15 protein-coding genes are annotated in these 21,780 nt (G+C 74.2%); 8 read left to right on the forward strand and 7 right to left on the reverse strand.

Going from position 1 to position 21,780, the window contains the following annotated elements; genetic code table 11:
• The first annotated feature begins 179 nt into the window (after window positions 1-179).
• Window positions 180-2,012, forward strand: coding sequence for an AMP-dependent synthetase/ligase (locus tag ACH4F6_RS27950; protein ID WP_397963102.1), 1,833 nt, complete (start codon window positions 180-182; stop codon window positions 2,010-2,012).
• 103 nt (window positions 2,013-2,115) lie between these two features.
• Here ACH4F6_RS27950 and ACH4F6_RS27955 read toward each other — a convergent pair whose 3' ends face one another.
• Window positions 2,116-3,255 (reverse strand): acyl-CoA dehydrogenase family protein, encoded by a 1,140-nt coding sequence (locus ACH4F6_RS27955; protein ID WP_397963103.1) that lies wholly within the window; start codon window positions 3,253-3,255, stop codon window positions 2,116-2,118.
• A gap of 126 nt (window positions 3,256-3,381) precedes the next feature.
• On the opposite strand from ACH4F6_RS27955, the gene ACH4F6_RS27960 reads away from it, so the two are divergent.
• On the forward strand, window positions 3,382-4,008 hold the full coding sequence (locus ACH4F6_RS27960; protein WP_397963104.1) for a TetR/AcrR family transcriptional regulator: 627 nt from the start codon (window positions 3,382-3,384) through the stop codon (window positions 4,006-4,008).
• A 63-nt stretch (window positions 4,009-4,071) separates the two neighbouring features.
• Here ACH4F6_RS27960 and ACH4F6_RS27965 read toward each other — a convergent pair whose 3' ends face one another.
• Together ACH4F6_RS27965 and ACH4F6_RS27970 are read right to left on the reverse strand one after the other, a co-directional pair.
• Entirely contained in the window at window positions 4,072-5,577 is a 1,506-nt protein-coding gene (locus tag ACH4F6_RS27965; RefSeq protein ID WP_397963105.1) for an aldehyde dehydrogenase family protein, read from the reverse strand.
• Entirely contained in the window at window positions 5,574-6,515 is a 942-nt protein-coding gene (locus tag ACH4F6_RS27970; protein ID WP_397963106.1) for an oxygenase MpaB family protein, read from the reverse strand. The genes ACH4F6_RS27965 and ACH4F6_RS27970 overlap by 4 nt, the downstream gene beginning before the upstream one ends.
• 361 nt (window positions 6,516-6,876) lie before the next feature.
• Between ACH4F6_RS27970 and rsgA the strand changes: the two genes are divergently transcribed.
• Complete coding sequence (rsgA, locus tag ACH4F6_RS27975; protein ID WP_397963107.1) at window positions 6,877-7,998, forward strand: ribosome small subunit-dependent GTPase A; 1,122 nt, start codon at window positions 6,877-6,879, stop codon at window positions 7,996-7,998.
• A gap of 40 nt (window positions 7,999-8,038) precedes the next feature.
• Here the strand turns inward: rsgA and ACH4F6_RS27980 are convergent, their stop codons facing one another.
• Together ACH4F6_RS27980 and ACH4F6_RS27985 are read right to left on the reverse strand one after the other, a co-directional pair.
• The gene (locus ACH4F6_RS27980) at window positions 8,039-8,689 is read right to left on the reverse strand and encodes a histidine phosphatase family protein (RefSeq protein ID WP_397963108.1); all 651 of its coding nucleotides are present in this window, start codon (window positions 8,687-8,689) and stop codon (window positions 8,039-8,041) included.
• A 37-nt stretch (window positions 8,690-8,726) separates the two neighbouring features.
• The gene (locus tag ACH4F6_RS27985) at window positions 8,727-9,479 is read right to left on the reverse strand and encodes an SDR family NAD(P)-dependent oxidoreductase (protein ID WP_397963109.1); all 753 of its coding nucleotides are present in this window, start codon (window positions 9,477-9,479) and stop codon (window positions 8,727-8,729) included.
• A gap of 174 nt (window positions 9,480-9,653) precedes the next feature.
• Between ACH4F6_RS27985 and ACH4F6_RS27990 the strand changes: the two genes are divergently transcribed.
• From ACH4F6_RS27990 to ACH4F6_RS28010, 5 genes are all read left to right on the forward strand, one after another.
• Complete coding sequence (locus ACH4F6_RS27990; protein WP_397963110.1) at window positions 9,654-10,970, forward strand: aspartate aminotransferase family protein; 1,317 nt, start codon at window positions 9,654-9,656, stop codon at window positions 10,968-10,970.
• Window positions 10,967-12,469, forward strand: a complete 1,503-nt coding sequence (locus ACH4F6_RS27995; RefSeq protein ID WP_397963111.1) for a class I adenylate-forming enzyme family protein — start codon at window positions 10,967-10,969, stop codon at window positions 12,467-12,469. Before ACH4F6_RS27990 ends, ACH4F6_RS27995 begins: the two co-directional genes overlap by 4 nt.
• Window positions 12,459-13,520 carry a ketoacyl-ACP synthase III family protein gene (locus ACH4F6_RS28000; protein WP_397963112.1) on the forward strand — a complete coding sequence of 354 codons (1,062 nt, stop codon included), beginning with the start codon at window positions 12,459-12,461 and terminating at the stop codon, window positions 13,518-13,520. Before ACH4F6_RS27995 ends, ACH4F6_RS28000 begins: the two co-directional genes overlap by 11 nt.
• On the forward strand, window positions 13,517-18,790 hold the full coding sequence (locus ACH4F6_RS28005; protein ID WP_397963113.1) for a beta-ketoacyl synthase N-terminal-like domain-containing protein: 5,274 nt from the start codon (window positions 13,517-13,519) through the stop codon (window positions 18,788-18,790). The genes ACH4F6_RS28000 and ACH4F6_RS28005 overlap by 4 nt, the downstream gene beginning before the upstream one ends.
• A 170-nt stretch (window positions 18,791-18,960) precedes the next feature.
• The gene (locus tag ACH4F6_RS28010; RefSeq protein WP_397963114.1) at window positions 18,961-19,731 is read left to right on the forward strand and encodes an alpha/beta fold hydrolase; all 771 of its coding nucleotides are present in this window, start codon (window positions 18,961-18,963) and stop codon (window positions 19,729-19,731) included.
• Between the two features lie 157 nt (window positions 19,732-19,888).
• On the opposite strand, the gene ACH4F6_RS28015 is transcribed toward ACH4F6_RS28010, so the two are convergent.
• Complete coding sequence (locus ACH4F6_RS28015; RefSeq protein WP_397963115.1) at window positions 19,889-20,854, reverse strand: Gfo/Idh/MocA family protein; 966 nt, start codon at window positions 20,852-20,854, stop codon at window positions 19,889-19,891.
• Between the two features lie 3 nt (window positions 20,855-20,857).
• Window positions 20,858-21,780 (reverse strand): radical SAM protein (locus ACH4F6_RS28020; RefSeq protein WP_397963116.1); only part of this gene is annotated, 923 nt, incomplete at its 5' end.

Genomic DNA, 21,780 nt, shown 5'->3' on the forward strand with positions numbered 1-21,780 from the left:
CGTGGGCGGGGCCGTCCCCTCCCGGGGCCCGGACCCACGGGAACCCGCCCCACCTCCTCCCGCCCCACCTCCTCCCGCCCCACCTCCTCCCGCCCCCAGCTCCACCGGGCACGCCGGCAGGGGCTTCCCACCGCCCCGGTCTCCCCGGACGTTCCCTTCCGACCCGCACGGAGGCCCCGATGACGACAGCACCCCGCACCACCGGCGACCTGCCCGGCGACCCGGCCGACCGGACCCTGCCGCAGCTGCTGGCCCGGAACGCGCGCGACCACCCCCGGCTCCCCGGCCTCTCCTGGCAGCCGGCGGAACGGGACGGCGACTGGACGACGCTCAGCTGGGCGGAGATCCACGAGCACACCCGGAACCTCGCCGCCGGCTACCGGGCCCTCGGCGTCGGCCGCGGCGACCACGTGCTGCTGATGATGTCCAACCGGCCCGAACACTGGCTGTCGGACCTGGCGCTGGTCCGCCTCGGCGCGGTCCCGGTCAGCGTCTACGGCACCGCGGCCCCCGAGCAGATCACCCACATCGCCCGCAACTGCCGGGCCCGCCTCGCCGTCGTGGAGGGGGCGGCGCAGGTCGCCGTGTGGGAGCCGTTGCCGGCCGACGCCGACACCCCGCTGGAGCGGCTGGTGGTGGTCGAGGCGGGCGCGGAGGGCGGCCACGTCCCGTACGCCGCCCTGCTGCGCGAACCGGTGCCGGAGCGGTTCGCCGAGGAACTGGACGCCGCCCGCCCCGAGGACCCGCTGACCGTCGTCTACACCTCCGGCACCACCGGCGAGCCCAAGGGCGTCGTCCTGACCCACCGCCAGGTGATGTCCAACGCCCTGGCACTGGACGCCGTGGTGGAGCTGCCCCCGCACGTCGAGCACATCTGCTACCTGCCCTTCGCCCACATCGCCGAGCGGATGCTGGGCATCTACCTGCCCTGCCACCGGGCCTCGCACGTCCACCTCTGCGCCGACCCGACGCGCGTCGGCGAGGTGGTGCGCAAGGTGCGCCCCGCGCAGTTCTTCGGCGTGCCCAGGATCTGGGAGAAGCTGTCCGCCGCCGTGCGGGCCGTCCTGTCGCTGATGCCGGCCGAGCAGCGGGCGGTCATCGACCGGGCGTTCGAGGTCGCCCGCGAGCACGTCGGGTACCGGGAGCGGGGCGAGACGCCGCCCGCCGAGCTCGAGGAGCGCTACGTCCGCGCCCGCGAGGACGTGCTGCTGCCCCTGCTGGCCGCGGGCGGCCTGGACCGGGTGACCTGGGCGGCCAGCGCGTCGGCGCCGATGCCGGTCGACGTGGTGCGCTTCTGGGCCGGGTTCGGCATCGTCGTCATGGACGCCTGGGGACTGACCGAGACCACCGGAGTGGCCACCGGCAACAGCCCGAAGACCGGCTTCCGGATCGGCTCGGTGGGACGCCCGGTGGAGTCCGTGGAGATCCGCGTCGCCGAGGACGGCGAGATCCTGGTGCGGGGCGCGTCCGTGTTCTCCGGCTACCTCCAGCCGGACGGCTCGGTGCGGTCCGCCCTGGACGCCGACGGCTGGCTGGCCACCGGCGACATCGGCCGGATCGACGAGGACGGCTACCTCTGGCTCACCGACCGGAAGAAGGAGATGATCATCACCTCCACCGGCAAGAACGTCTCGCCGGCCCTGGTGGAGAACGCGCTCAAGGAACACCCGCTGATCGGCCAGGCGCTGGTGCACGGCGACAACCGCTCCTACCTGGTCGCCCTGCTGGTGCTCGACGCGGAGGCCGCCCCGGCCTGGGCCGCGGCCCACGGCGTCGAGGCCGAGGGGGGACCGGCCGCGCTGGCGGAACACCCCGCCGTGCGGGCGGAGGTGGACCGCGCGGTGGCCGCCGCCAACACCCGGCTCAACCGCACCGAGCAGGTCAAGCGGTACGAGCTGCTGGCCGAGGAGTGGGGTCCGGCGACCGGCGAGCTGACGCCGTCGCTGAAGATGCGGCGCCGGGTCGTCCGGGACAAGTACGCCGACGAGCTGTCCCGGCTCTACCAGGACTGATCCGGGCCCCGTCCCCGGGGCGCCTCCACGCCCCCCGCGCTCGAGGGGCGGCCGCCCCTCCCGGGACCCGGGACGGGCGGCCGCCCCTCGAGCGCGGGCCGTCTCAGAGACCGTAGGTCTTGCCGATGACGTCCCGCTGGATCTCGCTGGTCCCGCCGTAGACCGTGGAGACGACCGCGGCCCGCAGGTGGCGCTCCATGTCGAACTCCGTGGTGTAGCCGTAGCCGCCCATCATCTGCATGCCCTCCAGGGCGGCCCGCTTGGCGATCTCGGTGGCCTTCAGCTTGGCCATGGACGCCTCGCGCGGGAACAGCTCGTCCGGCCGCTCGTCGCAGTCGAGCGCCACCTCGCGCACCAGCAGCCGGGTGCACTCGATCTCGGTGGCGAGATCGGCGATCCGGTGCCTGAGCGCCTGGAAGGAGCCGACGGGCCGCCCGAACTGCTCGCGTTCGCGGACGTAGGCGACGGCGTCGTCGAAGGCGCGGCGCGCCAGGCCCAGCATGTTCGCGGCCAGGAAGAGCCGCTCGTGGTTCAGGCCGGCCATCAGCTGCCGCCAGCCGTCGTCCACCCGGCCGACGACCGCGTCCGCGGGCAGCCGCACGCCGGTGAGGAAGACGTCGTTGACCTCCCGGCCCCGCATGGTCTCGATGCCCCGGATCTCCACGCCGGGAGCGTCGGCGGGCAGGTGGAACATGGTCAGACCGCCGTGCTTGTCCTCGCCGGTGCGGGCCACCAGCAGGACGCTCCTCGCCAGGTGCGCGTTGGAGATCCAGGTCTTCTGGCCGTCGACCACCCAGCTGCCGTCCCGCTCCCGCCGGGCGCGGCAGCGCAGCGCGCCGACGTCCGACCCGGCCCCCGGCTCCGACATGGCGATGGACAGGACGTCGCCGCGCACCACGCCGGACAGGACCTCCCGCCGCTGCCGCTCGGTGCCGAACCGCTCGTACGCCTTCGCGGTGATGACGGTGGTGACGAAACCCCCGCACGGGACCATCCCGTACGAGGTCTCCTCCAGGAAGAGGCAGGCGTCGGCCAGCCCGCCGCCGGAGCCCGCGTACTCCTCGGGCAGGCAGACCCCGAGCCAGCCCAGGTCGGCGAGCCTTCCGTACAACCCGGGGTGGTGGGCCTCGCGGCCGCCCCCGGTCAGCGCGTCACGCTGTTCCCGGGTACCGCACTCGCGCTTGGCGAAATCGCGCACGGCCGCCGCGAAAGCGGCCTGCTCCTCGGTGAGTCGACTGCCCATCAGGTCCTCCGGGATCGGGGTGCCGGTCGGTGGCTCGGTCAGGGTCGGGCAAACAAGGGTTACAAAGATATGTTAAGTGTTTCATCGACTCTCGGGGAGTCGTTCACCGGTATCGTGAGGGGCACCATGAGAACTGACACGAACGACTCGTGGCTCGCCCGGGCCCTCGACCGGCCGGAGCCGGAGGACGACACGGCGCGGCGGATCCTCGACGCGGCACTGGAGCAGTTCACCCTCCTGGGTCTGCGCCGCTCCTCCGTGGACGACGTCGCCAAGCGGGCCGGCGTCTCCCGGGTCACCGTCTACCGGCGCTTCCAGACCAAGGACAAGCTGGTCGAGGACACCCTGCTGCGCGAGCTCAGCCGGTTCTTCCAGCGGCTGGACTCGGCGGTGGCGGCGCTGCCGACCATGAAGGAGCGCGTCGTCGAGGGCTTCGTGGTCGCCCTGCGCCACACCCGCGCCCATCCGCTCTTCGGCGGCCTGCTGCGCCTCGAACCCGAGGTGGTGCTGCCCTACCTGACCGTGCAGGGCAGCTCCTCGCTCTCCGCCACCGTCGAGTACCTGACGGTCCATCTGCGCCGCGCGCAACAGGTCGAGGGCCGTCCCGACGAGGACCCGCGTCCGGTCGCCGAGCTGATGGTGCGGGTCGCCGTGTCCTTCCTGCTCAACCCCGCCAGCTGCATCGAGATGGAGGACGAGGACCAGGCCCGGGCCTTCGCCCGCCGCTACCTGGCCCCGCTGCTGGACGCCTGACCGTCCGGACCGTCCGCCCGGACGTTTCGCGGACGCTCCGGCCGGCGGGCCGCCGCCCGCCGTTCAGCGGCGTCGGTGCAGCGCCCGCGCCAGCCGCACCGCGCGCTCCCGCGTGGCGGCCGGAACCCCGAAGGAGGTCAGCGCGACCGGCGGGGTGAACCGCTGCACCGTCGTCGACTGCACGGAGGTGAAGGCGCGCAGCCCTTCCTCCCCGTGGATCCGCCCGAAGCCGGAGTCCCGCGAACCGCCGAACGGCAGCGCCGGCACCGCCGCGAAGCCCAGCACCGAGTTCACCGACACCGCCCCCGCGCGCAGTCGCGCCGCGATCGCCGCGCCGGCGCGCCCGCCGCGGCAGAACACCGCCGCCCCCAGGGCGTAACGCGAGGCGTTGGCCCGCTCCACCGCCTCGTCCACGTCGGCCACCGCGTTGATCGCCACGACCGGCCCGAAGGTCTCCTCCACCATCGCCGCCGCGTCCTCCGGCACGCCGGTCAGCACGACCGGCGCGACGTACGGGGCGCGAACCGACTCGGGCCCGCCCAGCAGGGCCCGCGCGCCCGCCGAGACCGCACCGGCCACATGCCGCTCGACGACCGCGACCTGGCCCGGCAGCGTCATCGGGCCGTAGGAGGCGTCCGCCCCGGCACCCGGGCGCAGCCCCGCGGCCCGCTCGACCACCCGTTCGCACAACGCGGCGTGGACCTCACGCACCGCGTAGACGCGCTCCACCCCCGCGCAGGTCTGCCCCGCGTTGCTCAGCGCGCCCCACACGATCGCGTCGGCGGCCGCATCCAGGTCCGCGTCCGCGGTGACGATCACCGCGTCCTTCCCGCCGCACTCGGCGAGGAACGGCGTCAGCGTCTCGGCGCACACCGCCATCACCTTGCGGGCCGTCCCCGGCGAACCGGTGAACGCCAGCTTGTCGACCCCGGACCGGGCCAGGGCGTCCCCGGTGGACGCCGCGCCGGTGACGGTGGTGAACAGCCCGGCGTGCCCGGGCACGGCGGCGTCGAAGAGCTCGGCCAGCAGGACCCCGGTGCCCGGGGTCAGCTCGGACGGCTTGAAGACCACGGCGTTCCCCGCGGCCAGGGCGTAACCGAGGGAGCCCATCGGGGTGTACAGGGGGTAGTTCCAGGGGCCGATCACGCCGATCACGCCCAGCGGCCGGTGCACCAGCGAGGCCCGCTGGTGGACGGCGAACGGTCCGGTGCCCACCTTCCGCCGGCGCAGCACGCGTCCGGCGTTGCGGGCGGCCCAGCCCAGGTGCTCCAGCGTGAGGACGACCTCCAGCGCGGCGTCGCCGGCCGGCTTGCCGGTCTCCTCGGCGATGGTGCGGGCCACGGCGTCCAGGTCGGTGGCGAGGGCCTTCTTCCAGCGCAGCAGGTGGTCGCGGCGCCGGGACGCGGGCAGCGCCGCCCAGCCGGCCTGGGCGGTCCGGGCCCGGGCCACGGCGCGGGAGACCTCCTCCGGCCCGTTCACCGGGTGCGCGGCGAGGGGCTCGCCGGTCGCGGGGGAGCGCGTGGTGAAGGTCGCGGCGCGTGGTGCGGCGGCCGGGGTGGTGTCGGTCATCGGGTCTCCTGACGGGGAGCGCGGGGGGAGGGCGGCTGCGCCGGAGCGGCGGGCCGTTCCGCCGGCGTCCCGTCCGTCGGCGGGGCCGGCGGACGGGAGTGCGCCCAGTGCGGGCCCAGGTCGTCCAGGGTCCAGCCGAAGGGGTAGGTGCGCGCCTTGGGCTTGCGCGGGAACCGCTCCGGCCGCGCGGGCAGCAGGCGGATCAGCGCGGCCCGTGCGCGGAACGCGCGGTGGACGGCGGCCCGCAGCGGGCGCGGCTGGGGGCGGAAGCCGAGCGCCTTCAGCAGCGGTTCGTCCAGGACGGCGAGCACGACCCGGGACGCCGGCCGCCGTAGCGGTGCCGGGTACCAGGAGGCCAGGATCCGCAGGGTGGCCGCGGCGACCCTGCGGTTGGCGGGGTCGTAGGCGAACATCTCCCGCTCGTAGTCGTCGTGGAGCCGCTCGAACGCGGCGTAGGTGCCGGGCACGCCGGAGAGGCCCATCATCTCGCCCGTCCGCCGGCCCACCAGCGCCAGGCTCTCGGTCTCCTGCTCGCACAGGCGCCGCCAGCCGAAGCGGTCGATCCACCGCTTCGGCCCCACCACCGTGGTGGCCAGGACGTAGAGGAAGTCCTCCTCGGGGATCCGGTACCGGCCGTGTATGCGGTTCAGGTGGCGGGCGGCCGCCCGGCCGTGCTCCGAGTCCATCCCCTCGCGGACCATCTCGTACATGAGCAGCACCGTGTCGTCGTACCGCTTCTGACCGGCGCGTTCGAACTCCTGGGTGCGGTCCAGGAGCCGGGAGATGCGTGGGACGCCGTAGTCGCGCAGGAACGCGATCGACGTCCCGTGGAGGTAGTCGCGGGGGAACTCGTGGTGGACGATCCACCGGTAGATCCGCTCGAAGTCCTGGTGCGGGTCCATCTGCTGGATGCGGCGGAGCCGGCTGTAGCGGCCCATGGGTGATCCCTTCTCCGGAGCGGATCGTGGTGGTGCCGGCCGTACGGGACTCCCCGGGGGAGCGCCCCCGGTGAGTCGAAGATACTGAAACTATTGACTTGTTTCACGGGGCGTCAATACTCCGGAAGGAACGGAGACCCGAAGCCCCCGGCGGCCGCCCCCGGCTTCGGTCCGCGCCGTCGACTCCCGTGCGTACAAAGGCAACCGACGGAGCGTCCGGTGCCTGTTCGCCCGTCGCGTCGCGGGGACGGGAGCGATCGGCCGGCCGCGCGACGCCCGGGATAGACTGCCGGTCCGAGCAGCCGGTGCGCGAACACCCGTGGCCGGTTCCGTCGGCCGGCATCCCCGTGAAGAGGCGACCGTGACCCTGCCCACTGCCTCACATCCGCTCCGCCGCTACGGCTGGAACGACGCGTTCGCGACCGACTTCGCCCCCTACGAGGCCGACGGCCTCCGGCCCGGCCGGGTCGCGCGGGTCGACCGCGGGAGCTGCGAGGCCGTCGTCGCCGAGGGCGGACGGGTGACGTCCCTGCGGGCGGACACGGGGACCGTCGCCTCACCCGATCCCCTGCAGAACCCCTGCACCGGCGACTGGGTGGCCCTCGATCCGGGCCGGAGGGCCGTCCGGGCGCTGCTGCCGCGGCGCACCGCGTTCGTCCGGGCCGTCTCCTCGCAGCGGTCCGAAGGCCAGGTCCTGGCCGCCAACGTCGACCAGGTGCTCATCGCCGTCTCACTCGCCGACGAGTTGGATCTCGGACGCGTCGAGCGTTTCCTCTCCCTGGCGTGGGAGAGCGGCGGGCAGCCGGTGGTGATCCTCACCAAGGCCGACCTCGTTCCCGACGCGGTGACGCTCTCCCATCTCGCCGAGGACACCGGGCGGGTGGCCCCCGGAGCGCGCGTGCTGCCCGTCAGCGCGGCCACGGGGCAGGGCATGGACGCCCTCGCGACCCTCATCGGCGGAGGCGGGGGAGACGGTGGGGGCGGCGGTACGGCCGTCCTCCTCGGTGCCTCCGGCGCCGGCAAGTCCACTCTCGCCAACGCGCTCACCGGGGCGGACGTGCAACGGGTCGACGTCACGCGCGGCAGCGACGGCAAGGGGCGGCACACGACGACGACCCGCGATCTCCTGCCGTTGCCGGGCGGCGGTGTCCTGATCGACACACCGGGGCTGCGCGGAGTCGGGCTGTGGGAGGCCGACAGCGGCGTGGCCCGGGCCTTCACCGACATCGAGGCGCTCGCCCGGGACTGCCGTTTCCACGACTGCTCGCACCGGACGGAGCCCGGGTGCGCGGTACTCGCGGCGGCCGAGGACGGGACCCTGCCCCTGCGGCGGCTCGAGAACTACCACAAGGTGCTCCGCGAGAACGAGCGGATCGCCGCCCGCAGCGACGCGCGGCTGAACGAGGAGCTCCTGCGGAACTGGAAGCGGAAGAAGGCGCTGGGCCGCCACATGATGGAACGCAAGCGCGGCCCGCAGCACTGAGACCGGCGCCTCCGGCCGGCCCGTCGGGACGCCGCCCCGCTCAATCGGCCTCGTCGAGGTGCTCCGCGTCGTCGAACCGGAGCAGGTGCCACCGAGAGCCGTCGTGGACGAATTCGTTGATCGAAGTCGCCGCGGGCGTCGCGTCCGTGAACAACACCGGCGGGACGACGTCCAGCAGCGCCGACATCGCCGCGGCGATGAGACCGGCGTGGCACACCACGAGGACGGTGCCGCCGCGGTGACGGGACATCAGCTCGTCGACGATCCGGCCGGCCCGGAACCGGAACCGGTTCCACGTCTCCCCGCCGGGCGCGAAGGGCCGGTCGGGGTGAACGGTCATGTCGAACGCCCCGTAGAGGCGCTGGTACTCGTCGATGGACAGGCCGTCGGCCGCTCCGAAGTCGAGCTCGCGCGCCCGCGTCTCGACGACCGGCGCACCGAGTCCCAGACCGCTCGCCAGGACCTCGGCCGTCTCGCGGGCCCTGCGGACCGGACTGGTCAGCAGCGCGCACGGCCGGAGTGCTTCGGCCTCCAGCCGCGCCGTGAGCCGCGCGGCCTGTTCCCGGCCCAGCTCGGTGAGGCCGGGACACGTACCGGAACCCGCGATCAGCTTCTTCACGCTGGCATGCGACTGCGCATGCCGCACCAGCCTCACACGGGTGGGGGAGTCGTGTTCGTTTTCGTACGCCATTCGCGTAATGGTCCTTGGATAGGCCTGCGCACGCAGGTCAGTTGAGGTCCCAGCCGCCGTCGACGGTCAGACTCTGGCCTGTGACGAAACCCGCTTCGGGCGAAGTCAGGAACGCCACGGCCGCGGCCACGTCTTCGGGACGCCCATGCCGTTTGATGCATTGCCGGGCGAATTCCCGTTGCCGCCAGGACGGATAATCCGGATGGGATCTCTGCGCGGTGCTCAGTTCGATCGAACCCGGTCGGACGGAATTCACTGTGATCCCGTGCGGGCCGAGTTCGCGAGAAAGGGCCCGGACAAATGCTTCCAGGCCGCCTTTCGCCGCGATGTACGGGGCGAGTTCGACGCGCCCCACCCGCGTGAGCACCGTGGAAACGGCCACGATCCGGCCCGTCCCGCGCGCCACCAAATGGGGTGTGGCGGCCCGTGCGCAGGCGATGTGCGCCAGGAGGTTGACGTCCAGGGCCGAGCGCACGTCGTCCCACGTGGTGTCCCGCCACGGCACATAGGCGTACGCCCCGGAGTTGCACACGAGCACGTCGAGCCGCTGACCGCAGGCCGCCATGGCTTCTTCCAGGCGGTCCACGGTCTCCTCGTGCGTGAGGTCCCCGACCACCGTGGCGACGACGTCCGCACCGGCCGCCGACACCCGGTTGGTGGTGTCGGCGAGCCCGGAGTCCCGCGTCAGATGGGTCAGCACCAGATCGTGGGTGGCGGCCAGCCGCACCGCGATGGCGGCACCGAGGCCCGATCCCGCCCCCGTGACCACGGCGACGCCCCGAGACGACATCACATTCCCCTTCCGCAGCGCTGCCCGGTCACCCGTTTGATCCTGCCACCCAAGACAGGCCGACCACCCCCGTTATCCGGCCATTCCGGCAATCGCCGTTGTTGGCCGCGAAAGCCCTGGGGCATTCTGTGGTGCCGGACAGGCCGACGAAGCTGGAGGTATTCAGTGGGTGCCATGGACACAGAACGTCGGACGAATGCTGATTGCCTGGAGGGCATCAAGGAGGTCATCGCCGGCGGCGTCAGCAGCAGCATGCGGGCGGCGGCCGTCCCCGTGCCCCTCGTCGTGCGGCGCGCCGACGGCTGCCTGCTCCGGGATGTCGAGGACAGCGAGCTCGTGGACTTCAACATGGGCTATGGCCCCCACCTCTTCGGCTACGCCGACCGCGACGTCACCGACGCCGTGGCCGACCAGTTCACCAAGGGCCATATGACCGGCCTGCCGCACGAACTGGACGCCGAGGCCGGATCCCTCGTCGCCGAACTGGTGCCGGGCGTCGAGCAGGTCAGGTTCGCCAATTCCGGCACGGAGGCGGTCACCTCCGCGCTGCGGCTCGCCCGCGCCACCACGGGCCGCTCACTGGTGGTCACCTTCGAGGGCCACTACCACGGCTGGAGCGAGACCGTCCTGCGAGCGGGCAAGACCACGCTCCAGATACAGGGCACCCGGCCGACGGACGTCGTCCCGGGGGCGCCGGGAATGATCCCCGAGGCGCTCGCCCACACCGCGCAGTTGCCGTGGAACGACGCCGGGGCCGTCGAGGAGCTCTTCGCGCGCGACGGCGACCGGATCGCGGCTGTCATCCTGGAGCCGGTCCTGGTCAACGCCGGTGTGATCCCCCCGGCGCCCGGCTTCCTCGAGCTGCTGCGCGACCTCACCTCCCGCAGCGGCGCGATGCTGGTCTTCGACGAGGTGATCACCGGCTTCCGGGTCGCCCGGGGAGGGGCCCAGGAACTCTACGGCGTCGAGCCCGACCTCACGGTCCTGTCCAAGGTCATGGGCGGGGGGTTCCCCGTCGCCGCCTTCGGCGGACGCAGGACCGCGATGCGGATGCTCGCCACGAACGAGGCGCACCACGCCGGCGTCTACGCCGGCAACCACGCGGCCCTCCGCGCGGTCGTCGGCATGCTGACCAAGATCCGCGCGCTGCCCGGCCTCTACGACGAACTGGAGGGCATCGGCGCCGCCGCGGAGGACGCCCTGCGCGAGGTCTTCGCCGCGGAGAAACGGCCCGTGCACATCAGCCGGGTCGGCACCCTGATGTGCGTGGCCCTGCTCAAGAAGCCGCTGGAGAAGAGCGACACGCTGCGCGACCTCGCCGAGGCCGTCGACTTCTCCCGGCACCGCCGCTTCCAGGTCCTGGCCCAGAGGGAGGGGGTCTACTTCCACCCCAACGCGCTGGAACCGTGGTTCCTGAGCACCGCGCACACCGGGGAGGTCCTCGACAAGGCGGCGGGAGCACTGCGACGCGGGCTGACCGACCTCGGATGACCGCCGCCCGCGCGAAGCTGCTGTCCCTGCTGCACGAGCAGGCCGACCGTCCGGGGGACGCGCCGCTGATCAGCGACGACTCCGGGACCACCAGCGCCGGGCAACTGGTCGGCCGCGTGGACGCCAGGACCCGTGCCCTGCGGGAGGCGGGCGTCGGGCCGGGCGTCCTCGTGGGAACCGTCGCCTGGCCCGCGGCCGAGTTCGTCACCGACGTGTTCGCGATCATCTCCACCGGGGCGGTCGCCGTTCCGCTCTCGCGCCGGACGACGCCGTGGGAGCTCCGGCGCGTCCGGGAACGCTGCGCGCTCGACTTCCTCTCGGCCCCGCACGGATCGCCGACGGCCCTGCCGGTCACGGTCGCGGACCGGGGCGCGCGGACGCTGAGCGGTGTCCGGGAACCCGGCCGGGAGACAGCGCGGCACCACGCCTTCGACGAGGCGGCGACGGCACAGATCACCTCGGGAACCACCGGGTACCCCCGGGTCGCGCTGCGCTCCGCCGCCGCCCTGCTGGCCGAGGCGGAGAACTACCGCACGGCCCTGGGACTGGGGCCGCGGAGCCGGCTGGTCTGCCCCGTGCCCCTCCAGCACGCGTACGGCTTCGGACTGTGCGCCGTCGCCGCGACCCTGGCGGGCGCACCCGTCCGCTACCTGACGCCCGACAAGCCGCGGCTGCTGCTGCGCGAGCTCGCCGACGACGACGTGACGCTCTTCGTCGGTGTGCCCCCCATGCTGCGCCTGCTCGCCAAGGCGGCCCGCACCCCGCCGCACGACGGCCGCGCGGTCGGCTTCCTCTCCGCCGGCATGGCCCTGGACGCCCACACCGCCGAACTGGTCGCGACCCGGCTGGGCGGGCACGTCGGCCAGGTCTACGGGACCACGGAGACCGGACCGATCTGCGTGAGGAGCCCCGCCCCGTGGCAGCCGGGCGCCCCCGGGCCCGGCGCGCCCCTGCCCGGTGTGGAGGTCGGACTGACCCCGGTCCCGGAGGCCGCCGGGGACGGCGCGGACGCCTCCCCCGCGGCGCCGGGGGAGGCCGTGACGGGGCTGGTGACCGTCACCTCGCCGTCGATGATGCTCGGTTACGCCGACGGGCGGAGCGTCGACGCCACCCCGCTGCGGGACGGATTCACCACGGGCGACCTGGCCCGCTGGGAAGGGCCGGAACTCGTCCTCGCCGGCCGCCTGTCCACCAGCATCAACGTCGCCGGCGCCAAGGTCAGCCCCGAGGAGGTCGAAGCCGTCCTGCTCGCCTTCCCGGACGTCGCCTCATGCCTGGTGTCCGGGGTGGACGACCCCGTCCTCGGACAGCGGATCAGCGCGACGGTGACCCCCGAGACCGTCGACCTCGACAAGCTGGACCGCTTCTGCCGGGAGCGGCTGTCGCCCTCCTGCGTCCCCCATGCCTTCGCCTCCGTGGCGGAACTGCCGACCACCGAGACCGGGAAGGTCATCAGGCCCCGGACCGGTCAGTTAAGGAACCGTGAGAGTGAGAACTGAGAGCATCTTCCTGGCCGGGACCGGGGCGTACATTCCGCCCAGGGTGAGCGTGGACGAGGCGGTCCGGCGCGGCGCGTACGACAGGGAACGGAGGGATTCCTGCGGCTGGCGGAACGTGGCCGTGGCCGACGGCACGTCCGCGCCGGACATGGCGGTGGCGGCCGTCCGGCAGGCGGTGGACCGCTCGGGCCTGGGCCGGGACGACATCGACATCCTCGTCCACTCCTGCGCCTACCACCAGGGCCCCGACGGCTGGTCGGCGCCGCACTACATCCTGCGCTCCACCCTCGACTCGCCCATCCCGGCGCTGACGGTGGAGCAGGGGTGCAACGCGTTCCTCGCCGCCCTGGAGATGGCGACCCAGTACCTGCTGTGCGCGCCGTCCCGCAACGGCGCCGTGGTGAGCAGCGCCGACAACTTCGGCGCCCCCTCGGTCGACCGGTGGTACGCGCACCGTGACGCGGTGCTCGCCGACGCCGCCACCGCGGTCGTCCTGTCGAAGCGGTCCGGCTGGGCCGCGCTGCGCTCCGTCGAGTCGGTGTCGCTGCCCCGGTACGAGATCCTCAACCGCGGGCACGAGCCGATCTTCCCCCCGGCGGTCACCACCGGCCGGAAGCTCGACATGAACGAGCACCTGGAGGCGATGGTCGAGGAACTGGGCCCGAAGGCGGCCGAGATCGGCCAGGAGTACGCCGCGAGCGGTACAAAGCTGATCGAGCAGCTGACGGGCGAGGCGGGAATCGCCGTGGGGGACCTGTCGAAGGTGCTCCACCTCGGGGCGGGCACCGCCGACTTCCTCGACAGCCACCTGCGGCCGATGGGCCTGGACGCGTCGCTGGGCGCCGTGGACTTCTTCCGCGACGTGGGTCACGCGGGCGCCGCGGACGTCGGGCTCCAGCTCAACCACCTCGTCGAGGACGGGCAGGTGAGCGCCGGCGACCACCTCCTCCTGCTGAGCGCCGGACCCGGGCTCATGATCACCGCCGCGGTGGTCACGGTGCTGGAGCTCCCCGCCTGGAGCGCCGCGGGCGCCGAGGGGAGCCGGGTGTGACGGGCCCGGGGGTCCCGGAGGAGGGGGCCGCCGCCGGACGCGAGGAACCCGTCGCCGTCGTCGGGCTGAGCTGCCGGTACCCCGGTGACGCCGATTCCCCCGACGCCTTCTGGGACCTCCTCGTCCAGGGACGGGACGGCATCGGCGACGGAGCGGAGCGCTGGGCGCCGTACGCGGACACCGGGCAGGATCACGCGGCCGTCGTACGCGCCACCACGAGCCGGGGCGGCTTCCTCGCCGACATCGCCGGTTTCGACGCGGAGTTCTTCGGCATCTCGCCGCGCGAGGCCGAGCTGATGGACCCGCAGCAGCGGCTGCTGCTGGAACTGGCGTGGGAGGCCCTGGAACACGCGGGGATCCCGCCCCTCGGCCTGGGCGGCAGCGACTGCGGCGTGTTCGTGGGCGTCGGTTCGGACGACTACGGGCGCCGGCTGCTGGAGGACCTCGCCCGGATCGAGGCCTGGACCGGCATCGGCTCGGCCCTGTGCGCCACCGCCAACCGCATCTCCCACAGCCTGGACCTGCGCGGGCCCAGTCTCGCCGTGGACACCGCGTGCTCGTCCTCCCTGGTCGCCGTCCACCTGGCCCGCCGCAGTCTGCTCTGCGGGGAGTCCGACGTGGCCCTGGCCGCGGGGGTGAACCTCATGGTCGCGCCCGGCCTGTCGGTGACCCTGGACCGCGCGGGCGCCACCTCGCCGGACGGCCGCAGCAAGCCGTTCGACGCCTCGGCGGACGGCTACGGCCGGGGGGAGGGGGCGGGCGTCCTCGTCCTCAAGCGCCTCTCGGACGCCGAGCGCGCGGGGGACCGCGTCCTGGCGGTGATCCGCGGCAGCGGGGTGAGCCAGGACGGGCGGACCGCCGGCATCATGGCGCCCAACGGCGAGGCACAGGCCGACCTGCTGCGCAGGACGTACACGCAGTGCGGCATCGCCCCGGACACCGTGGACTACGTGGAGGCCCACGGCACCGGGACCGTCGCGGGCGACCCGCTGGAGGCAGGCGCGCTCGCCGCGGTCTTCGGGGCGGGCCGGCCGCAGGACGGTCCCTGCCTCATCGGCTCGGTCAAGGGCAACATCGGGCACCTGGAGGCCGGCTCGGGGATCGCGGGGATGATCAAGACCATCCTCGCCCTCGTGCACGAGGAGATCCCGCCCAGCGGGCGCTTCTCCACCCCCAACCCGCGCATCCCCTGGGAGGAGTCGGGGCTCCGGGTGACGCGGGAACTCACCCCGTGGCGCCGTGGCGGCCGTCCCCGCCGGGCGGGTGTCTCCAGCTTCGGCTACGGCGGCACCATCGCCCACGTCGTCCTGGAGGAGGCGCCGGTACGGCCCGAGCCGCCCGCCGCGTCCGGGGACGACCCGGCCCTGCCGCACCTGTTCCCGCTCTCCGGCCGGTCCGGGACGGCCCTCCGGCAGGACGCGGCCGCACTCGCCGACTGGCTGGACGGACCGGGCGCCGGGGTCCCGCTCGCCGCGCTCGCACAGGACCTCGGGGCCCGGCGCAGCCACCTGGAGCGCCGTGTCGCCGTCGTCGCCGCCGGCCACGCGGAGCTGGAGAGCAGGCTGCGCCGCTTCGCCGCGGGCGCCGCGGGTGACACGGTGCCCGGCCTCGCCGAGGGCACGGTGGCGGGCGAGGGCGCGGACCACGTGGTGTGGGTCTTCTCCGGAACCGGGGCCCAGTGGAAGGGCATGGGCCGCGAACTGCTCGCCACGGACACCGTCTTCGCCGAGGTGATCGACAGGATCGGACCGGTCTTCGCCGAGGAGATCGGCACGACGGCCCGGCGGATGATCGAGGACGGGGACGTCACCCGCGTGGACGTCGCCCAGACGATGATCTACGCGGTCCAGATGGGCCTGGCCGCCGTCTGGCAGTCGCTCGGGGTGAGGCCCGCGGCCGTCGTCGGCCACTCGATGGGGGAGATCGCGGCCGCCGCGACGGCCGGAGTCCTGTCGCCGGAGGACGGCGCCCGCCTGGTGTGCCGCCGCAGCGTCCTGCTGCGACGGGTGGCCGGCGCGGGCGGCATGCTGATGATCGGCCTGCCCGCCGACGAGGCCGCCGCCCGGCTGGCCGGCACCGACGCCGTGGCGCCGGCGGTCTTCGCCTCGCCCACGCAGACCGTGGTGGCCGGCGCGGTGGCGGAGATCGACGCCCTCGCACGGGAACTGGCGGGGGACCCGGCCCTGCTCGTACGCCGGGTCGACAGCGACGTGGCCTTCCACAGCCCGCAGATGGAGCCCTTGATGAAGGAGCTCGCCGAGGCCGCGGCCGACCTCACCGTCAACGCCCCCCGGATCCCCGTCTACAGCACCGCGCTGGACGACCCGCGCGACGCGGCTCCCCGCGACGGCGCCTACTGGGCGACCAACCTGCGCAGCCCGGTACGGCTGTCCGGGGCGGTGGCCGCGGCGGCCGAGGACGGGTTCAGGACGTTCCTTGAGGTGTCGGCCCATCCGGTGGTCCGGCACTCCGTCCAGGAGACGCTGGACACGGTCGGGGCCGACGGGCACTGTGTCGCCGCGTCCCTGCGCCGTGACACCGGGGAACGGGAGCACCTGCTGGCGAACGCGGGGGCGCTGTACTGCCACGGCGTCGCCCTGGTCCCGCCCTCCGCCCCGGACGCGGCGCCCCTGTCGCTTCCGGCGCGGAGCTGGCGGCGCCAGCGGTACTGGCGCGACCTGCCGGTCCGCAGGGCCGACCGCGGACGGCACGACGTGACGAGCCGCACCGTGCTGGGGCCGCGCACCACCCTGGCGGGGACCACGCCGCTGGACCTCTGGCGCACCCGTGTGGACCGGGAGTCCCGGCCGTACCCGGGCAGCCACGCCCTCCACGGCGTGGAGATCGTCCCGGCCGCGGTCGTCCTCCAGACGTTCCTGGACGCCGCCGGGCGGAGCGCGGGACGGCCGCACGGCCTCACCGACGTGTCGCTCGACCTGCCGCTGACCCTGACCACGGCACGGGACGTCGACGTGATCGCGCAGGGCGGCGTGATCCGCCTGCTGTCCAGGACCACCGACCCGGACGGTCCCGACCCGGACGGTCCGGGTGCGGACGGGCAGCCGTGGCTGACCCACGCGGTGGCCTCCGTGTCCGACACCCCCCTGCCGCCGCCCCTTCCGCCCGCCGACGCCGGACCCGGGACGGGGCTCCCCCCGGACCGGATCGTCGCCGGCCTCGCCTCGGTCGGCGTGCCGGAGATGGCCTTCCCCTGGCGGGTGGAACGGCTGGAGCGGATCCGGGAGGGACTGCGCGCGGACGTCGTCACGGGCGACGGGCCGGCCTCCGCCCCGACCGCGTGGGCCCCGCTGTTCGACGCGGCGCTGTCCATGGCGGCCGTCGCCTTCCCCGGACCCGCCGCCCTGCGGGTGGTGGCCGGCGTGGGCCGGGTGTGGACCACGGGCGAGCCGCCGCCCCGCGCCCGCGTCGAGGCACGCGTCGACGGCGAGGCCACCGACGCCGACGGCACGGTGAACGTCCGCATCGCGGCGGAGGACGGGCGGACCGTGGCCGTGCTGGACGGGGTGCGGTACGCGGGCGCGGAGGCCGGGACGCGTCCGGGCACCCCCGGGGAACTGCTGTTCCGGATCGACTGGAAACCCCTGTCCCCCGACGCGTCCGGCACCCCCCGGCCCCTGGTGCTGATCGGCGCGGACGGAGACCTGCCGGCGGCGCTCCGGGCCACGGCCGACGGCCTGGGGATCCCGTGCCTGACGACGGAGGGCCCGGACGCTCTCGACGACCTGCGCGATCAGGTGCCCGGACCCGTGGACGTGCTCCTGCTGCCGCTGACGGACCAGCCGGCGCAGGAGGCCGGGGAGCGCGCGGTGCGGGAGGCGTGGCGGCTCGCGCGCGCGGCCCAGCGGCTCGCCGCATGGCCGCCGGGCACGGCGAGGCTCTGGTCGGTGACCTCCGGTGTCCGCGAGGCGGACCGTCTCGAGGCCGTGGCCCAGGCGGCCCGGTGGGGTCTCGGCCGGGTCGTCGGGGGCGAACACCCCGAGCTGTGGGGCGGGACGCTCGACCTCGGCCCGCGGCCCACGAGGGACGACCTCGGCACCGCGCTGGGCGTCATCGCCGGGAACCCGGGCGAGGACGTCGTCGCCGTCCGTGGGGGCGGGGCCCGGGCGAGCCGGCTGGTCCGCGCCGGCGCGGGCGCGGACCACGCCCCGCCGCGGTGCCGGCCGGACGGCACCTATCTCGTCACGGGCGGTCTGGGCAGCCTGGGCGGCGAGGTCGCCCGGTGGCTGGTGGAACGGGGCGCGCGCCGCCTCGTGCTGGCCGGACGCGGCGCCCTGCCGCCCCGGTCGGAGTGGGACGCCGTCACCGACGGGATCCGGGCGCGCCGCATCGGGACCGTTCGCGGGCTCGAGGCCCTCGGGGCGACCGTACGGGTGGTGTCCGTCGACCTGTCCGACGCGGAGGCGGCGGCGGCCGCCCTGACCCCGGACGCCCTGGGCATGCCCGCGATCCGCGGGGTCGTTCACGCCGCCGGGGTGCTGGAGGACCAGCTCGTCGACCGGCTCGACCGGGACGCCCTGGCGGCGGTGATGCGGCCGAAGGCCGGTGGCGCCCTGACCCTTCACCGGCTCTTCCCGCCGGGATCCCTCGACTTCCTGGTCCACTTCTCGTCGTGCGGGCAGTTCCTGGGGCTCACCGGCCAGGCCGCCTACGCGGCCGCCAACGCGTTCCTCGACGCCATGGCCGCGTACGACCGCACCCTCGGCGCCGTCGGCACCATGAGCCTCGCGTGGACGTCCTGGCGGGGCATGGGCATGGCGGCCAACGCGGCGGTGGACGCCGAGCTCGAGGCCCACGGGGTCGGTGACATCACGGCGTCCGAGGCCTTCGGTGCCTGGGAACACGCCGGCCGGGCCGGCGCCCCCTCCCTCGCGGTGCTGCGCACCGTGCCGCTCCCGGACGGCGCCCGCCGGCCGGGCCTGCTGCGCGACGTCGCCGATGACGAACCGACGGCGCCGGCGCGGGAGGAGGCGGCCGGGGTCCGGGATCTCGGGGAGCTGTCCGAGGACGCGCTCCGGGCCCTGCTGCACGAGCAGACGGTCTCCGTCGTCGTCAGCGAGATGAAGCTGGATCCGGCGGAGCTGGATCCGGACCGGTCCCTGCTGAAGACGGGGCTGGACTCCGTGATGGCGATCGTCATCCGCCGCCGGCTGGAACGGCTGCTGGAGCGCAAACTCCCGGCCAACCTCGTCTGGCACCAGCAGACGGTCACGGCCATCGTGGACTACCTCGTGGCCAGTACGCGCTCCTGAGCCGCGGGAGGACCTCGCGGAAGGCGCCGATCCCGGTCGGCCGGGCCGCCGGCCCGGCCGACCGGGATCCGGTCCCCGCGGCGCCCGCACCCGGCCCCGTACCGCTCGTGGGGGAGGGAGGCGGCAGAGGCCCTCTGTATCCCGGGGCCCTCGACGGATAGCATCGCGGCGTGCTGCGCGACGCGGACCAGACGCCGGGCCGGGACGGGGCGGGCGACGAACCGTTGACGTTGAACTGCCGGATCACCGGCGACCGGACGGGCAGACCGACGGTTCTGCTGCACGCGCTGGGAAACACCGGACGGAGCTGGGACCGGCTCGTCTCCGCGCTGGCGCCCCGGGGCCGCCGGCTGTTCGTGCCGGACCTCCGCGGACACGGGCGGAGCCCCAGGGCCGACGCGTACACCTTCGAGTCGATGTACCGGGACGTGATGTCCCTGCTGGCCCGTCACCGCCTGGGCACCGTCGATCTGGTGGGGCATTCCATGGGCGGTCATGTCGCCTGGCTCATCGCCCAGCGGCATCCCTCCAGGGTCCGCAAACTGGTGATCGAGGACACGCCGCCGCCCCCTCGGGACGCGGCGGCCGAGGCGGAGCTGCGGGCGCGGTCACGGTCGACCGGTGACGGGGCGCCCGTCATCTCCCTGTACCGGGAGTTCCGCGAGTCGCGCAGGGCGGGAGAGCTGGACGGTACCGCGGTGCGCCCGGTCATCGACGGCCTGAGGAAAGCGGATCCCGGGTGGTGGCGGCGGCTCGGGGAGGTCACCGCCGAGACGCTGGTGATCAGCGGGGGGCTGTCCAGCCCCGTGCCCCGGTCCCTGCTGGCCGAGGTGGCCGAGGCGGTGCCGCGGGGGCGGCTGCTGGCCATCGACGCGGGCCACTACGTGCACCGCACCGAACCCGAGCGCTTCTGCCGCGAAGTGGTCCGCTTCCTCGGATGACCCGCGGGTCCGCTCACCCGGGCGACCCGCGGGTCCGCTCACCCGGGCGACCCGCGGGTCCGCTCACCCGGGCGACCCGCGGGTCCGCTCACCCGGGCGACCCGCGGGTCCGCCCACCCGGACGACTCCTGTCACCGGCCTCCGGCACCGGTCCCCGTCATCGGCCCGGCACGAGGGGAGCGTTCGCGCCCCTGGCGTGCTCGTACGCCGCCTCCACGACGAGCTGCACCTCCAGGGCGTCCTGCGCGCCGACCTTTCCCCGCGGGGCGGCGGCGCCCGTCAGCATGTCGAAGTACGCCGAGATCGCGGCCAGTTCCGGTCGCTGTCCGGCCGCCCGGACCGTGCCGTCGGCCAGACGCAGCTCGTTGCGGCGCAGATCCAGAACATGGTCACCGTCCGCGGTGGTGACGGTGACCGACGTCTCCAGCCTGCGCGCGGCCCGGTCGATCCGCAGGGTCGCCGGCACGCCCCGGAACGACAGCTCCAGCCGGACCCGCTCCTCGACGCCCGGCGCGTCCACCGCGCACGCCTCGACGTCCGCCCGGCCGAAGACCGTCATGAGCAGGTCGACGGCGTGCGGCCCCAGATCCAGGAGGGCGCCGCCGCCGGCCCGCCGCACGTCGCCGTACCAGGGCGTGCAGGCCCGCCACACCCTGTTGCCGGGAGTGGCGATGGTGAAGTCGACGCGCTGCGCGCCGGACCGCGCCGCGTCGGCGAAGGCCTCCAGCAGCGGGTGGAAGCGGAAGGGCATGTTCACCCCCAGCAGCTTCCCGGCCGCCGGATGGGCCACCATCCGGCGCGCCTCCTCCACCGTGGCGGCGAGGGGCTTCTCGCACAGCACCGCGATGCCGGCGTCCAGCGCCTTCAGAACCGGCTCCGCGTGGGCGTCGTTGGGCGTGCAGACGCTGATCACGTCCGGCCGCGTCTCCTGGACGAGCCGGTCGACGGAGGTGCCGGTCCACACCTGCGGACGGTCCGCCGTCAGCGTCCGGGCCCGCTCCACGTCGGTGTCCACCAGGCCGACCAGCTCCATGGCGTCCCGCGCGTCGGCGCAGGGCAGGTGGTAGCGCTGGAACACCCTTCCGCAGCCCACGGCCGCGAACCGGATCCTCTCGCGGGTCATCGGTCAGCCCCTCACCTGTGCGAGGGCGTGCTCCCCGCACGCCCTCGCCGTCTCGACGACGAAGTCCGGGAACGTGTGGCCGAGGTGTTCGCGGTCGTAGGCCGCGATCATGGCCCGCAGTTCGGTCTCCAGCCGGTCGGAGAGTCCCGGCGGGTTCTCGTCCGCGAGCAGCAGCCCCGCGTTGAGGAAGGCGACGAGCAGGCCGGCGAGCCCCTGGTCCCAGCGACGCAGCCGGCCCAGCAGGGGGCGCAGGGACGCGGCGCCGGTGCCGCGCCGGGCACGGACGGCGTCCGCGATGCTCTGCGCCAGGAACGGGACCTCGTTCTCCTTGCGGTCGTTGATCTCGGAGGAGACCCGGCTCCAGGCCGTCCACAGGTGCTCCACGCGCTCGTCCTCGACGCGGTAGTCGCGGCGGGCGTGGCGCAGCACCTCCCAGGCGGCGCCCTCCACTCCGGGGATGTCGGGCTCCTCGTACCGGGTGGCCTTGTCGTAGATCTCGGTGCCGCGCAGCGCGATGGCCCGGTTGATCAGGAAGAACGGGTTCTCGCTCTCGTGCACCCGGGCGGCCACGATGAACTTCAGGTTCTCCCAGAGTTCGTCGAGGGTCGTGCCCGGTTCGATCATGATCCAGCCGGGTTCGAGCTCGATCCCCTCCTGCTTGAACAGGCGGGCGGCGTCGAAGTTGTACTCCACGGTGGTTCCCTTGCGGAACCGCTTCATCATGCCGGGCGACCCGGTCTCCATGCCGAGGAGCGCCAGGTCCATGCCGGCCCTGCGCAGGGTGCGCAGCGCCTCCCGGTCGATGAGACCGGTGTCCACGCGGAACTCGCAGTGGAAGGAGATGTCCAGGTTGCGGCGGAGGATCTCCTCGGCGAACCCGACGGCGTGCTGGTAGCCGTCCTGGAAGGCGCCGCCGAAGTTGTCGT

It is taken from the genome of Streptomyces sp. NPDC017936, assembly GCF_044328485.1.
GTDB lineage: Bacteria > Actinomycetota > Actinomycetes > Streptomycetales > Streptomycetaceae > Streptomyces.